The organism is Arsenicicoccus sp. UBA6765 (genome assembly GCF_002453335.1).
GTDB lineage: Bacteria > Actinomycetota > Actinomycetes > Actinomycetales > Dermatophilaceae > Arsenicicoccus > Arsenicicoccus bolidensis.
The window spans coordinates 193386-207650 of record NZ_DKGR01000024.1 but is presented as its reverse complement, the minus strand read 5'-3'; the positions used below and the strand labels follow the sequence as shown (position 1 = coordinate 207650).

General features: G+C 71.3%; 11 protein-coding genes and 1 tRNA gene. 3 read left to right on the top strand and 9 right to left on the bottom strand.

The annotated features are described in order from the left end of the window. The 3 genes from B4K29_RS07870 to B4K29_RS07860 form a co-directional block, all read right to left on the bottom strand. The gene (locus B4K29_RS07870; protein ID WP_286966949.1) at window positions 1-1464 is read right to left on the bottom strand and encodes a sugar transferase; all 1464 of its coding nucleotides are present in this window, start codon (window positions 1462-1464) and stop codon (window positions 1-3) included. A 218-nt stretch (window positions 1465-1682) separates the two neighbouring features. Next, window positions 1683-2888: an NAD(P)-dependent malic enzyme gene (locus tag B4K29_RS07865; protein ID WP_376786843.1), complete on the bottom strand. Its 1206-nt coding sequence runs from the start codon at window positions 2886-2888 to the stop codon at window positions 1683-1685. A gap of 215 nt (window positions 2889-3103) precedes the next feature. Continuing rightward, window positions 3104-3646 (bottom strand): DUF5709 domain-containing protein, encoded by a 543-nt coding sequence (locus B4K29_RS07860; protein WP_286966948.1) that lies wholly within the window; start codon window positions 3644-3646, stop codon window positions 3104-3106. A gap of 102 nt (window positions 3647-3748) precedes the next feature. Between B4K29_RS07860 and B4K29_RS07855 the strand changes: the two genes are divergently transcribed. Then, window positions 3749-5581, top strand: a complete 1833-nt coding sequence (locus B4K29_RS07855) for a condensation domain-containing protein (RefSeq protein WP_286966947.1) — start codon at window positions 3749-3751, stop codon at window positions 5579-5581. Between the two features lie 2 nt (window positions 5582-5583). On the opposite strand, the gene B4K29_RS07850 is transcribed toward B4K29_RS07855, so the two are convergent. The 3 genes from B4K29_RS07850 to B4K29_RS07840 form a co-directional block, all read right to left on the bottom strand. Then, window positions 5584-6252: a DUF6803 family protein gene (locus B4K29_RS07850; RefSeq protein ID WP_286966946.1), complete on the bottom strand. Its 669-nt coding sequence runs from the start codon at window positions 6250-6252 to the stop codon at window positions 5584-5586. 93 nt (window positions 6253-6345) lie between these two features. Beyond that, window positions 6346-7464 (bottom strand): sensor histidine kinase, encoded by a 1119-nt coding sequence (locus tag B4K29_RS07845; protein WP_286966945.1) that lies wholly within the window; start codon window positions 7462-7464, stop codon window positions 6346-6348. Next, window positions 7461-8168 (bottom strand): response regulator transcription factor, encoded by a 708-nt coding sequence (locus B4K29_RS07840; protein WP_286966943.1) that lies wholly within the window; start codon window positions 8166-8168, stop codon window positions 7461-7463. Before B4K29_RS07840 ends, B4K29_RS07845 begins: the two co-directional genes overlap by 4 nt. A 130-nt stretch (window positions 8169-8298) precedes the next feature. On the opposite strand from B4K29_RS07840, the gene B4K29_RS07835 reads away from it, so the two are divergent. Then, window positions 8299-10335 (top strand): heavy metal translocating P-type ATPase, encoded by a 2037-nt coding sequence (locus B4K29_RS07835; protein ID WP_239261574.1) that lies wholly within the window; start codon window positions 8299-8301, stop codon window positions 10333-10335. Between the two features lie 31 nt (window positions 10336-10366). Here B4K29_RS07835 and B4K29_RS07830 read toward each other — a convergent pair whose 3' ends face one another. The 3 genes from B4K29_RS07830 to B4K29_RS07820 form a co-directional block, all read right to left on the bottom strand. After that, complete coding sequence (locus B4K29_RS07830) at window positions 10367-11062, bottom strand: 3-keto-5-aminohexanoate cleavage protein (protein ID WP_286966942.1); 696 nt, start codon at window positions 11060-11062, stop codon at window positions 10367-10369. Between the two features lie 124 nt (window positions 11063-11186). Beyond that, window positions 11187-11259: transfer RNA gene (locus B4K29_RS07825), tRNA-Arg, on the bottom strand. A 101-nt stretch (window positions 11260-11360) separates the two neighbouring features. Continuing rightward, window positions 11361-12167 (bottom strand): WecB/TagA/CpsF family glycosyltransferase, encoded by an 807-nt coding sequence (locus tag B4K29_RS07820; protein ID WP_286966941.1) that lies wholly within the window; start codon window positions 12165-12167, stop codon window positions 11361-11363. Between the two features lie 119 nt (window positions 12168-12286). Between B4K29_RS07820 and B4K29_RS07815 the strand changes: the two genes are divergently transcribed. Next, window positions 12287-14116, top strand: coding sequence for a phosphoenolpyruvate carboxykinase (GTP) (locus B4K29_RS07815; RefSeq protein ID WP_376786844.1), 1830 nt, complete (start codon window positions 12287-12289; stop codon window positions 14114-14116). Window positions 14117-14265: the final 149 nt, after the last annotated feature.

The following is a 14265-nucleotide window of genomic DNA, read 5'->3' as shown; positions in this document are numbered from 1 at the left end:
TCAGCCTCCCGCACCGCTGACGACAGAGCCAACCGTGCGCAGCATGATCTTGATGTCCAGCCACAACGACCAGTTCTGGATGTAGTAGTTGTCGAACCGAGCACGCTCCGCGATGGAGGTGTCGCCACGCAGGCCGTTGACCGCTGCCCAGCCCGTCAACCCGCACGGCACGCGATGGCGAGCCCCGTAGGCGGGGTACATCTCTTGGAACTGCTCCACGAAGTAGGGGCGCTCGGGGCGCGGGCCCACGACGCTCATGTCGCCGCGCAGGATGTTGAGCAGCTGGGGCAGCTCGTCCAGCGAGGTCTTGCGGATGAACTTGCCGAACCTGCTCAACCGGTCGTCCTTGGCGATGTTCCAGTTGGTCTGCGACTCGGCCTCGTTGACCGGAGGCATGGAGCGGAACTTCATGACCGTGACGGGACGCCCGTCGACCCCCACCCGCTCCTGCTTGAAGATGATCCCCGGGCCACCGTCGAGCCGGACGCCCAGGGCGACGATGGCCATGGGGATCGACAGGACCAGGAGCGCCAACCCGGAGAGGACGATGTCGACCAGTCGCTTCACCCGCCACATCGCGGATCGGTAGGCCGCGCGGCGCAGACGCACGAGGGGGACGCCCCACACCGTGTCCATGTCCCCGTCGACGTGGTGCAGCTCGTACAGCCGCGGGACGACGAACAGCTCTGCCTCGAGGCGGTCACAGGTGCGGATGAACGGCACCATGTCCGACTCCTTCATGGCGGAGAAGGCCACGATGACGACGTGGATCCGGTTGTCCACGAGGGTGCGCTCCAGGACCTCGGGGCCGCCCAGCACCGGCAGGCCGTCCCTGGAGTCGACGACCTTGGGATCGCTGTCCAGGAAGCAGCAGGGACGAAGGCCGTACTGCGGGTGGTCCTGCAGCAGCTGCGCGATCTCGTGACCGACCAGTCCGGCACCGACGATCAGGGCGCGGTGCCCCACCCGCCCGTTGCATCGTGCCCACCGGATCACGCCATAGGCCACGGCGCGGCCCACGAGAAGCAGGAGAAGGAGGGACACCGGGAAAGCCAGCACCTGCAGCTCGTCGAGCACGTTGGTCATCGGACGACCGTCGATCCCGGCTCCCATGATGGCCACCACGGCACAGGCGATGACCCAGCGGCCCGCGATGACCGGCAGGTCGTCGAGGGCCGACAGGTTGAGGCGCGAGTCGTAGAGCTTGCTGCCGGCGAAGAGCAGCACGATCATCATCGTCATCAGCAGCGCCGGGCGCGCGTCGACTCCGGTCACCAGCCAGGCCAGCATGCAGGCCGCCACGTCGGCGAGCACCGAGAGCGCCGCCACGCTGCGCACGCGACTCCAGAAGTTGGGGGCGTAGGCGAGCAGCTCGGGATCCGTGAGGGGCCGGGGGCGCACGCGGGCAGGCAGAGAGTCGCCCTGTGGGCGATGTCTTCCGCGCGAGTCGATCACGTCTGTCATGCCGATCTGCTTCCGGGGGCCGGGGGCGCTCGCGGCCGTCCGGCGGCACGGTCGCGGGGATGGCCAGGGCCACCCCGACAGGGTCTCGCACGCAGGTGACGGGCGCGTGTTGATCACCCCAACTCCGACGCGGCGGTCACCCCTTCGGCCCTTAACCACCACGTAGCGTGCGGAAATCCGTGCGTCTAGCCTCACTCGACGTCAGCGAAAATGCCACATCAGTGACGTGCAACGCCCTCCGATCGGGCCGCCATAGCGACTGAACGGGTGACCGACTCCACAACTGCAGGGTCGAACGGACTCGGAACCACATGACCGGGCGTCGGGTCTGGCACACACGCTGCGATGGCCTCAGCCGCCGCCAGCTTCATCCCCTCGGTGATGCGGGTGGCCCCGACCGACAGCGCCCCTTTGAAGATCCCGGGGAAGGCGAGGACGTTGTTGATCTGGTTCGGGTAGTCGCTGCGGCCCGTCGCCACGATGGCCGCGTGACGGGCCGCGATGTCGGGGTGGACCTCGGGGTCGGGGTTGGCGAGCGCAAAGATCATGGCGTCCTCGGCCATCCGGCTCACCGCTGCCTCCGGCACGGTGCCCCCGGCCACGCCGATCAGCACGTCGGCGCCGCGCAGTGCCCGCGAGATGTCGCCGGACAGGTCCCGGTGGTTGGTGGTGGCGGCAAGCTGCCTCTTGTGGGGCGGCAGGTCACCGCGGTGCGAGCCGATGATGCCCTGGCGGTCGCAGACCACGATGTCGCGCACCCCTGCGCGCTGCAGCACCTTGGTGATGGCGACGCCCGCCGCCCCGGCCCCGGTGATGGCGATGCGCAGGGACGCCAGCTCGCGACCGAGGACCGTCGCGCCGTTCATGAGCCCGGCCAGGGTGACGATCGCCGTGCCGTGCTGGTCGTCGTGAAAGACGGGGATGTCCAGGCGGTCCTTCAACCGCTGCTCGATCTCGAAGCAGCGAGGGGCGCTGATGTCCTCGAGGTTGACGCCGCCGAAGGTCGGCGCCAGCGCGACCACCGTCTCGACGATCTGGTCGGCGTCCGTCGTGTCCAGGCAGATCGGGACGGCGTTGAGACCGCCGAAGTGCTTGAACAGCATCGCCTTGCCCTCCATCACCGGCATGGCGGCGTGCGGCCCGATGTCGCCGAGCCCGAGCACCGCGGTGCCGTCGCTGACGACCGCGATGGTCGAGGCGCGGGAGGTGTAGGTGTCGACGAGCGAGAGGTTCTCCGCGATGGCCGTGCACACCTTGGCCACGCCCGGGCTGTAGGCACGAGAGAGGTCGGTGGCGTCCCGGACCTCGCACCGCAGGGCGGTCTCGATCTTGCCGCCGAGGTGCATGGCAAAGATCGGGTCGGTCGGGTCGGGGACGATCGGGTCGGGCGTGGTGGTCAGGCGGGACGCGTGGGCATAGGACATGGCATACCCCAAAGGACGGCGTGGCAGCGCTGGGCGCGTGGTCGTCGCGACGGGATGGGTCGCCGTTCGTGCCGATGGTCTCGGTGCGTCACCCCCGGCATACGGCTCTGTGGTGGGAGCCGAGCCGCCGACGGGCGATCACGGTCCCCACAGGCTACCGACCGGTATGCCGCCCGTCATCGTGCCCTCGGTCACAGGACCGGGACGGCTGGTCGTCAGCCCTGACGCGGGTACTCCCGGTCACCCTCCACGTCCGGGTCGCCGTCGATCACGTGGACCGCGGCCTCCTCGGCCGATGCGGCGCCGCCGCTGAACCCCTCGTCGTTGGCCAGGAGGTCGGACTCACGGTCCTCGTGCGCCCCCTCGTCGGGTGCCACCAGACGCCCGGCGCGGCGATCGCCGACCTCGGGGTCACCCAGGAAGTCGTCCTCGACCGAGATCGCGTCGGGGTCGTCCCCGCCCACCCGGTCGTCGCCGTGGCGCACGTGGGCCCGCGGGTCGTGCTCGTCCTGCGGGTCGTCCGGCAGCTCCTCCTCGAGGCGCATGTCGATCGACTCCCCGTCGTGCTGCTCCTGCGCCGTGATGCCATAGCTCTCGACCTCACGGGGACGCTCCGGCGGGGAGTAGCCCTCGTCCAGCAGGTCGTCCACGCCCCGGTCGAGCAGCTGGTCCTCGCCGCTCAGCTGGGTCTCGTCGTCGATGCTGAAGGAGTCCTGGTCGCCGCTGTCGCCGGGCTCGAGATCGAACTGGTCGCTCATGGGGCCCACTCTGCCACGGCGGGCCGGCGCGACGGCGTTGCCCGGCGGGAGCGTCCGGCGCACTCGACCCCGCTGCTCGCGCCGTTCACCTATCCTGACGCGGTGACGTTCTCGGCCGCCGCCCTCTCGACGGACCGCGCCACCCGTCGTCGGCTCCCCCTCGTCCCCGCCCAGCGCGGCATGCTGCAGGGACACCTCACCGATCCCGCATCCCCCGCCTGGGGCGTGGCCCTCCTGACCGAGCTCGTCGGGCAGGTCGACGACGCCGTCCTCGCCGAGTGCCTGCGTCGGGTCTCGCTCGAGATGCCGAGCCTGAGGCTGCGCTTCGACGTGAGCACGGAGCCGGTGACCCAGCACGTCGCCGACCTCACCGACGACGTCGTGGTCACCACCCCTCTGGGCGCAGCCGACGACGAGGCCGCGGCAGCTCGCCACCTCGCCGCCCGGCTCGCCGCCGAGCCGTGGGACGTGCCGGGCGGTGGGCCCCTCGTCAGGAACACGCTCCTCGTGGGCCGCACAGGCGTCTGGTGGGTGCAGCGCGCCCTGCACGCCGTGGTCGACGGCTACGGTGCCTGGCTGGGACGCGACCGCGTCGTGGAGCACTACAACCACCTCGTCTCCGGCACGGAGCTCCCGGACCGCGCCTACCCCTCCGTGGAGGAGCTCGTCGCCCAGCCGCGACGGTCCGAGGACGATCAGCGCGACTTCTGGCGCGAGTACCTCCAGGGGGCGCCCGAGCGGGTCTCCCCCGCCGACCGGGCCCACCACGTCGTCGCCCGCCCCCACCGCCACGACGTGGTGCTGCCGTCGTCGGTGCGCGTGGGGCTCGGCGCGACCGTCGGCAACCGCGTCTGGACCTACCCGCTGATCGCGGCGGGCGCGGCATACGTCGCTCGCGTCAGCGAGGAGGACTCAGCCGTGGTCGGCGTGCCCGTTCTCGGTCGCGACACCGCCATCGACCTCGCCACGACGGTCAACATGATGAACGTCCTGCCGCTGCGCGTCCCCGTCGAGCCCGACGACGACCTGGCCTCCCTCACCCGACGGGTCATCGACAGCGCCCGCTCGACCCGACCCCACCAGCAGACGCCGACAGAGACGATCTTCGAGGCCGTGCCGTCGGCCTGGCGGGCCGGCCGACTCCACGGGCCCACGATCAACGTCATGCCGTATGACGACGACCCCGTGATCCCCGGAGTCACCGTCACGACGCAGGCCCTGCAGCGCGGACCGGTCTACGACCTGCTGCTGACGATCCACCCGCTCGCGGACGGGTCGCTGGCCGTCGAGTGCGAGGCCCATCGCGAGATCTACACCCTCGCCCAGACCCGTTGGCACGCCGAGCGGTTCGCCACGTTCGTCGCGCGCCTCGCCAGCCACGCCACGCTGGCCACGCCGCTGACGGAGGTCGACCACCTGCTGCCGGAGGAGGCCGAGGCCGCCGCGGTCCTGGCCCGCCCGCGCACCGGCAGCGCGCCGGAATCCCCCGCCCCGCGCTGGGGCGACGTCCTCTCCCCGGACCAGCTGACGGTGCCCGGGCTCGACGCCGCCGCCCCCCGTGGCTACGCGATCCGTGACGCCCTCGGTCGGACGACGGGCTTCACCCAGGTCGGCGAGCTCGTCGCCCACACCGCGTCAGGGACCGTCGCCACCGGGCAGCTCGCGGCGCTCCTCCCGGACGGACGCGTGGTGGCGCACGGCCCCGTGGAGGGGCGGCGGCAGGTCTACGGCCGGCACGTCGAGGCCGACGGTGTGGCCCACGACGTGGCCCTGCTCGACGGGGTCGAGTCGTGCACCGCCACGTGGGAGGGCCGCCGCCTGGCCCTCACCGTCACGCTCACCCCCGGCGCGTCGGAGGCCGACGTCGCCCGCGCCGCCAAGCAGACCGCGCCCTCGGGCACCCGACCCGTCGTGCACCTGAGCGCCCTCGTCTGAGCTCAGTGGTGCATGCCGGGCATCATCGTGCCGCCCGGCATCTCGTGCTGCCCGCCGCCCTGGGTCCACCCCATGACGGCGGGGTCGAGCATCCCGGCGATCATGGCGACGTGGGCGACCACGAGGAACACCGCCACGAAGACCACGTGCAGCTTGCGGGCGTGGCGCTCGTCCCGCCCGATCAGGCCCGCCGCCACGAGGCTGATGCCGACCATCGGCACGGCGCCGAGCAGGTAGGCCAGGACCGCGATGACATCGGCCGGCCCTCGCCATCCACCGTCGAGGGTGAGCGGGATGACGGCGTGCCGGAGCAGGTGGACGAGGATCGCGACCATCACCGGCCCCGCGAGCAGGCCCGCCCAGCGGCTGAGCCCGTGCACCCACGACGGCGCAGGGCGGGCAAACAGGATGACCAGCTCCGTGATCGCCAGGGTCTCGGCGAGGATCACGGGAATCGCCATGAACAGCAAGAGGTTCCAGGGCTGCTGGACCGCGAGCAGGCCCATGTAATGCGTCATCGACATCCCGTCCATGCCGCTGCCCTGGGTGCGGTCGGGCGCCACCAGGCCGCCGACCACGGCCAGCGCCGTGAGGACCGCGAGGGTGGTGGCGGCACCGCGCCGCGGTGCGTGATCGGTCGTGGCGGGGGTGGCCGCGGTCAGCGTGCTCATGATGGTCTCCCGGGTTCGGTCGAGCTCGATGGGGACCACGCTGCGCCACGCTTGCGAAGAGCTGCCGCAGGAACTGTGAAGGTTCTATGAAGGTCAGGCCGGGGGCAAGGCGATGGTGAAGGTCGCTCCCGTGCCCGGGCCGTCGCTGCGGACGTCGAGGGTGCCTCCGTGGGCCGAGACGATGGCCTGCGAGATGGACAGTCCCACACCGGTCCCCGTGACGGACTCGGGATCGCGGCGCCGTCCCGGGTCAGCGCGGTAGAAGCGCTCGAACACGTGCGGGAGGTGCTCAGCCGCGATGCCCGACCCGGTGTCGCTGACCGCGACCGTGGTGCCCGTCGCGCGGCTGCGCACCTCGATCCGGACCCCGTCCCCCGCCGTGCAGTGCTGCAGCGCGTTGCGCAGGAGGTTGTCGACCACCTGGCCGAGCCGTGACGGGTCGGCGCGCACCCGCGCAGGAGGGTCCTCGCCGACGTCGAGCTCCAGGCGCACCCCCTGACGGCCGTATGCCGCAGCCGCCGCACCGGTGGCCGCCCGGACCACATCGGCCGGGTCCACCGCCTCTCTCCGCAGGTCGAGCCGCCCCTCCTCGGCAGCAGACACGTCTTTGAGGTCGGTGGCGAGGCGCTCGAGGCGCCGGGTCTGGGCGCGCAGCGTGTCGAGCGTCGCGTCGTCGAGGGGTGTCACACCGTCCTCGACCGCCTCGAGGGTCACCTGGATCGCCGCGATCGGGGTGCGCATCTCGTGCGAGAGATCGGTGAGCAGGCGGCGACGGGTGGCCTCCGTGCCGGCGATCTGCCCGGCCATGGCGTTGAACGTCCGTGCCACGGCGTCCAGCTCTCGCCCCGTCGGCTGCATCATCACCGGCTGGTCGTAGTGGCCCTGGGCGACCTCGTCGGCGCCCCTGGCGAGCGCGTCCAGGGCGCGGCCGATCCGGCGGGTCACGAAGGCGCTGGCCCCGACCGCCGCCAGGACCGCGAGCGCGACACCGGCCCCCATCGACGCCAGCCCCGCGGACCGGAACGCCTCCTGGGCGTGTGCGAGGAGCTGCGGCTGCTCGCCGTGGCCCGCCTCGTGCATGTGCTGGTCGAACACCGCCGGCCCGACGATGAGCGCTGCGACGACCATAGTGACGGTCATCGCGGCGATCACCGCCACCTGGGCGAGCACCAGCCGGTGGGTCAGCGACCCGTTCACCCGTCGGGACGTCATCGCCCCGTCCCCATCCGGTAGCCGACGCCACGCACGGTGGAGACGTAGCGCGGGCTGGCGGGATCGTCGCCCAGCTTGCGGCGGACGTGGGCGACGTGCACGTCGACCAGGCGGTCGTCGCCGACCCAGTCAGGCCCCCAGACGGCGTCCACGAGCTGGCGCCTCGAGTACGCGAGCCGCGGCTGGCTGGACAGGGCGTCGAGTACGTCGAACTCGGTGCGCGTCAGGTCGACCAGCACCCCTCCCACCTCGACCTCCCGCGCGTCGGGGTCGATCACGAGGTCACCGAAGATGCGGCGGACCGAGCGCTGGACCAGCCCACCCGACCTCGGGCGACGCAGCAGGACGTGCACCCTGGCGACGAGCTCGCGCGCGCTGAACGGCTTGGTCATGTAGTCGTCGGCCCCCACGGACAGCCCCACCAGCAGGTCGACCTCGTCGGCGCGCGCGGTCAGCATCAGGACGTAGCAGTCGGAGAAGGTGCGGATCTGGCGACACACCTCGACGCCGTCCAGCCCGGGCAGGCCCAGGTCGAGCACCACCACCTCGGGCACCCACCCACGGGCGACCTCCACCGCCTCGCGACCGTCCGCGACCACGCACGTCTGGAAGCCGGCCCGGTCCAGGTAGGTGGCAACCGTGCCTGCGAGCACGGGCTCGTCATCGACGACCAGGGCACGGACCGGTGCAGGTGCGGGCTGCATGGCCCCAGTGTCACGCACCCGACGGCTTTCCCACGTTCTTTCGCACGAGGCCCCGGTGGAATACCCGGTGGGGCGAGTCTGTTCCGTCATATACCCCCTAGGGGTATATGACATCGAGAGGACCAGGACCATGCGTCACGACCACGCCCAGCACAGGAGTCACGACGACCACGGCGGGCACGAGCACGCGGACCACGTCGAGGTCTTTCGCCGCCTCTTCTGGGTGATGCTGGTCCTTGCCGTCCCGGTCGTCGGCCTCAGCGAGATGTTCGCGATGCTCGCCGGCTACTCCCTGCCCGAGAGCTCTTGGCTGCCATGGGTCTCACCGGTCCTCGGCACGGTGATGTACCTCTGGGGCGGCCGACCGTTTCTCGAGGGCGGCTGGTCGGAGACACGCTCGCGCAGGCCCGGCATGATGCTGCTCATCGCGCTCGCCCTCACTGTTGCGTTCGGGGCCTCCTGGGGCGCGAGCCTGGGGCTGGTCGACCACACCCTCGACTTCTGGTGGGAGCTGGCGCTGCTGGTGGTGATCATGCTCCTCGGGCACTGGATCGAGATGAGGTCTCTGGCCCAGACCACCTCCGCGCTCGACTCGCTCGCCGCCCTCCTCCCGGACGAGGCCGAGAAGGTCGTCGGCGACGACGTGGTTGCCGTCGACCCCTCCGAGCTGGTGGTCGGTGACGTCGTCGTCGTCCGTCCGGGGGCCTCGGTCCCGGTGGATGGCCGGATCGTCGCCGGGTCCGCCAGCATGGACGAGTCCATGATCACCGGCGAGTCGCGGACCGTCCGCCGGGCAGCCGGCGACGCCGTGGTCGCGGGCACCGTCGCCACCGACTCGGGCCTGCGGGTCCAGGTGACGGCCGTCGGTGACGACACCACCCTCGCCGGGGTCCGCGCTCTGGTCGCCGACGCCCAGTCGTCCACCTCGCGAGCCCAGCGGATCGCCGACAGGGCTGCGGCCTGGCTGTTCTGGTTCGCGCTCGCGGCCGCGATCGTGACTGCGATCGTCTGGACCAGTGCGGGTATGCCGGACTCGGCCGTCATCCGCACCATCACGGTGCTCGTCATCGCCTGCCCCCACGCCCTGGGCCTGGCCATCCCGCTGGTCGTCCAGATCGCCACCGAGCGAGCCGCCCGCGGAGGTGTCCTCGTCAAGGACCGACTGGCGCTGGAGTCCATGCGCACGGTGGACACCGTGCTCGTCGACAAGACCGGCACGCTGACCAAGGGCGAGCCCACCGTCACCGCCGTGGAGCCCGCCCGGGGTCGTTCGGCCGACGAGCTGCTTGCGCTGGCCGCCGCCGCGGAGACCGACAGCGAGCACCCTCTCGCACGCGCCATCGTCGGCGCCTCCCAGGCGCGAGCGATCTCGGTGGGGCGCGCCACCGACTTCTCGTCGTCGCCCGCAGTGGGCGTCCGAGCAACGGTCGACGGGTCCGTGGTCGAGGTCGGTGGTCCACAGCTCCTCGAGCACCGGGCCCAGCGCGAGCTCCCCGCGGCGGATGCCTGGCGCGCCGAGGGCGCGATCATCCTCCACGTCCTGGTCGACGGCGAGGTGGCCGGGGCGCTGAGGCTCGCCGACGAGATCCGGGCCGAGTCCCGCGAGACGGTCGACGCCTTGCACGACCTCGGCATACAGGTGGTCATGATCACGGGCGACGCGCAGGCCGTGGCCGACACCGTCGGCCACGAGCTCGGCATCGACCGCGTCTTTGCGGGCGTCCGACCGGAGGACAAGTCCGCCAAGGTCGCAGAGCTGCAGGCCGAGGGCCGCCGGGTCGCGATGGTCGGCGACGGCGTCAACGACGCTCCCGCCCTCGCCCAGGCGGACGTCGGCATCGCGATCGGGGCCGGCACGGACGTCGCGATCGGCTCGGCCGGCGTCGTCCTCGCATCCTCCGACCCGCGGTCGGTCCTGTCGGTGGTCGAGCTGTCCCGGGCCACCTACGCCAAGATGCGCCAGAACCTCTGGTGGGCCGCCGGCTACAACCTCGTCTCGGTGCCACTCGCCGCAGGGGTGCTCGCACCCGTGGGCTTCGTCCTCCCCATGAGCGTCGGCGCCGTCCTGATGTCCCTGTCCACCGTGGTCGTGGCCGTCAACGCGCAGCTCCTGCGCCGTCTCGACCTCTCCCCCGGACAGAGCGCACACCGCCTCCGGGCCGCCTGACCGCGGCAGGCCGCGGCGGCATGCCGCGCGCTCAGTCGTTGCTGTCGGGATCGGCCGCGGGCGCTCTGCTCGACCGGGTCTCGGCGACGCGGGTGAGGGCGGCCTCCACCAGCTGCGCGTTCCCGGCAGCGGTCGCGCCGCCCGGCAGCCGGGTGGTGTCTTCGAGGCCGACCCGGGTGTCCAGCCCCAGTCGGGCAGCGAGGTCGACGGCTGCCCAGGTGCTGCCCTCTGCGCCGTGGAGCAGGACCGGGAGCTCCGGCTCGAGGCGGTGGACTCCGTCGACGAGTGGTGTCGCCTGACGGGCCACCCAGGCGGCGGCATCCTCGTCTGGGACGTCGGCCAGCTCGACCAAGGCTCGCAAGCAGCTCCCGCGCCAGGGCGAGGCCTGCCACCGGGCCAGCCCTTCCCCGGGCCAGATCCCGGCCTCGACGCCGATGCCGCGGTCGATCAGGGCGGCGGCGACGTCGTCCGCTCCCTCCTCGTGCCAGTTGACCGAGGCGAAGTCGGGCAGCGCCGTCCACGACCGGACCGACCGGACCCGTGCCGCCGGGTCGGGTGACGCCCAGGCGCCGGTGGTCACGCCCACGGGAACGCCCGGACACGCCTGTCGAACGGCCAGCACGAACCTCGCCACGTCATCGGCGTCCAGGGTGTCCACCCCGGCGGCGTCCTTGGGGTGGACGTGAACGGCTGAGGCGCCGGCATCGACAGCCGCCCGCGCCTCCACCGCGACCTCGCGCTCGGGCCTCGCGGCTCGGCGTCAGCGAGGACCGCAGGGACCCAGGGGAATGCGAAGGGCCCCGACCAGCGTCTCCGCCGGCCGGGGCCCTTGCTTCTGTCTCAACACAGAGCGCACCCGAAGGGATTCGAACCCCTAACCTTCTGATCCGTAGTCAGATGCTCTATCCGTTGAGCTACGGGTGCAGTCGCCGCGCCGCCCGTGGGCGTCCGCAACGAGGTCCGACTTTACAGCAGAGGGGGCCTCCCCACGAAATCGGTCGACCCGGCCCGAGCCGGTGGCGGCCTCAGTAGCGGCGGCGGGGCCGGGTGTGGGTGACCAGGCGAGCCAGCGAGGGCGGACCCTGCAGCAGGTAGCGACGGGCCAGCCGCTTGGGCTCGCGCGACAGGCGGTAGGCCCACTCGAGGTGGTTGTCCTGGTAAAACTGCGGCGCCCGCTGCACGGTCCCCGCGATGAAGTCGGCCGCCGCGCCGTAGGCCAGCAGGGCCCGCGCCCCGGACGCGATGCCGTGGTCGCGGATCCAGTCCTCCTGGCGCGGTTTGCCCAGCCCCACGACGACGACGTCGGCGCCGGCCTCGCGCACCGTCTCGGCCCAGCGGGCCGCGCCCTCGGGCGAGGTGATGTCGGCCCGCTCCGGGGCCCAGGTCCCCGCGATGCGGAGGTCCGGCAGACGGCGGCCGAGCTCCTCGCGCAGACGCACGTGCATGTCCGGCATACCGCCGAGGAAGCCGACCGACGCACCCTCCTCGGCCGCCACGCGCAGCTGGGGCTCCAGCAGGCTCGCGCCCGTCAGCCGGGGGTAGGTCACGCCGGTCACCCGCTTGGCCGTGAGGACGAAGGGCGCGCCGTCCATGAGGGTCAGCCAGCGCAGACCGCCAGAGCCGTCGCCCACCGAGCCGGCAGAGCGGTCGTGCGAGCCCGAGGGGTACCAGTGCAGGTGGTCGAGGTTGGCGGACTCGATGGCGAGCGGGCGGCCCTCGCCCCGCAGTGCGGCGCGATAGAGGTCCATGACCTCCTGCTCGCTCCCGGCGTCGACCTGGACCCCACCCATCAGCAGCTGTTGCACGTGACCGCACTCCTCGCGTCTCGTCATACGAATCTCGACTCAACTATGTCAGGGAAGGTGAGCCTCAGTGTGACCTTCCCCCCAGATCGACTCTCTCGGTGGCCCGGCCTGTGGGCAGCGGTTACCGTGACAAGCACACCTTGCCAATGACGGCAACCAGAAGGGATGGCCGGATCCACATGTCCACCACGCACAAGAAGCTCGCGGCCTGGGTCGAGGAGATCGCCGCTCTGACGACGCCGGACCAGATCCACTGGATCACCGGCACGGACGAGGAGGCCGCGCAGCTCAACCAGGCGCTGGTCGACTCCGGGACCTTCATCAAGCTCGCCGACGACAAGAAGCCCAACAGCTACTACGCCGCGTCCGACCCCAACGACGTCGCTCGCGTGGAGGACCGCACCTACATCTGCTCCAAGGACGAGAAGGACGCGGGCTTCACCAACAACTGGATGGCCCCGGACGAGATGAAGGGCATCATGCGCAACCTCTATCAGGGGTGCATGAAGGGCCGCACGATGTACGTCATCCCCTTCGTGATGGGCCACCTCGAGGCCGACCAGCCGATGTACGGCGTCGAGATCACCGACTCCGCCTACGTCGTCGCCTCGATGCGCGTCATGGCCCGCGTCGGCTCGGACGTGCTCAAGCAGATGGAGGAGACGCAGGCCGACTTCGTCGAGTGCCTGCACTCCGTCGGCGCGCCGCTGGCCGAGGGCGAGGAGGACGTCCCGTGGCCCTGCAACGACACCAAGTACATCGTCCACTTCCCCGAGGAGCGGGCGATCTGGTCCTTCGGGTCCGGCTACGGCGGCAACGCCCTGCTCGGCAAGAAGTGCTACGCCCTGCGGATCGCCTCCGCCATCGCCCACGACGAGGGCTGGATGGCCGAGCACATGCTGATCCTCAAGCTCACCAACCCCGAGGGCAAGACCCACTACATCGCCGCCGCCTTCCCCAGCGCCTGCGGCAAGACCAACCTCGCCATGCTCGCCCCCACCATCCCCGGCTGGAGGGCCGAGATGGTCGGCGACGACATCGCCTGGATGCGCTTCGGCGAGGACGGCCGGCTGTATGCCGTCAACCCCGAGTTCGGCCTCTTCGGCGTCGCTCCCGGCACGGGGTGGAGCACCAACCGGTCCGCGATGGAGACGATCGAGGCCGGCAACTCGGTGTTCACCAATGTCGCCCGCACCAAGGACGGCGACGTCTGGTGGGAGGGCATGACCGACGAGAAGCCCGCCGAGCTCATCGACTGGAAGGGCAACGAGTGGACCCCGGAGTCGGGGGAGAAGGCCGCCCACCCCAACGCCCGCTTCTGCACACCGATCAGCCAGTGCCCGATGGCCGCGGCGGAGTACGACTCCCCCAACGGCGTGCCGATCTCGGCGATCCTCTTCGGCGGGCGTCGCGCCACGACCATCCCGCTCGTGGCCCAGTCCCGCGACTGGACGCACGGCACCTACATGGGCGCCACGCTCTCCTCGGAGACCACGGCCGCCGCGGTCGGTGCGGTCGGCGTCGTGCGCCGCGACCCGATGGCCATGCTGCCCTTCATCGGCTACAACGCCGGTGACTACGTCCAGCACTGGCTCACCATCGGCCAGAAGGGCGACGCGGACAAGCTGCCCAAGATCTTTCAGGTCAACTGGTTCCGCAAGGACGACGACGGCAAGTTCGTGTGGCCGGGCTTCGGCGAGAACTCCCGCGTCCTCGCCTGGGTCGTCGACCGCCTCGAGGGCAAGGCCGAGGGCGTCGAGTCCCCGATCGGCCTGCTGCCCAAGCCTGAGGAGATCAACACCGACGGCCTCGACCTGACCGACGAGCAGCTCGCCACCGCGCTGGCCTTCGACAAGGCCAGCTGGGAGAAGGAGCTCCCCCTGGTCGAGGAGTGGTTCGGCAAGTTCGGCGACGAGCTGCCCGCCGAGCTGCGCGCCGAGCTCGACGGTCTCAAGGAGCGCGTCGCCAACGCCTGACCCGCCGGGGGTAAAGGCATCGACCGGCCTTCGTTCGCCAGGCTGATGCACCTACCCCCGGTAGGTCCATCGACCAGCCTTCGTTCGCCAGGCTGATGTGACCAAGGCCGGTCGATCTGCTTCTCCGGTATGACGAAGCCCGGCGCGTG

Excerpts from the sequence above, each read along its gene's own strand:
- B4K29_RS07870 (WP_286966949.1), bottom strand. The coding sequence starts at position 1,464 with ATGACAGACGTGATCGACTCGCGCGGAAGACATCGCCCACAGGGCGAC.
- B4K29_RS07865 (WP_376786843.1), bottom strand. The coding sequence starts at position 2,888 with ATGTCCTATGCCCACGCGTCCCGCCTGACCACCACGCCCGACCCGATC.
- B4K29_RS07860 (WP_286966948.1), bottom strand. The coding sequence starts at position 3,646 with ATGAGCGACCAGTTCGATCTCGAGCCCGGCGACAGCGGCGACCAGGAC.
- B4K29_RS07850 (WP_286966946.1), bottom strand. The coding sequence starts at position 6,252 with ATGAGCACGCTGACCGCGGCCACCCCCGCCACGACCGATCACGCACCG.
- B4K29_RS07845 (WP_286966945.1), bottom strand. The coding sequence starts at position 7,464 with ATGACGTCCCGACGGGTGAACGGGTCGCTGACCCACCGGCTGGTGCTC.
- B4K29_RS07840 (WP_286966943.1), bottom strand. The coding sequence starts at position 8,168 with ATGCAGCCCGCACCTGCACCGGTCCGTGCCCTGGTCGTCGATGACGAG.
- B4K29_RS07835 (WP_239261574.1), top strand. The coding sequence starts at position 8,299 with ATGCGTCACGACCACGCCCAGCACAGGAGTCACGACGACCACGGCGGG.
- B4K29_RS07820 (WP_286966941.1), bottom strand. The coding sequence starts at position 12,167 with ATGACGAGACGCGAGGAGTGCGGTCACGTGCAACAGCTGCTGATGGGT.
- B4K29_RS07815 (WP_376786844.1), top strand. The coding sequence starts at position 12,287 with ATGACGGCAACCAGAAGGGATGGCCGGATCCACATGTCCACCACGCAC.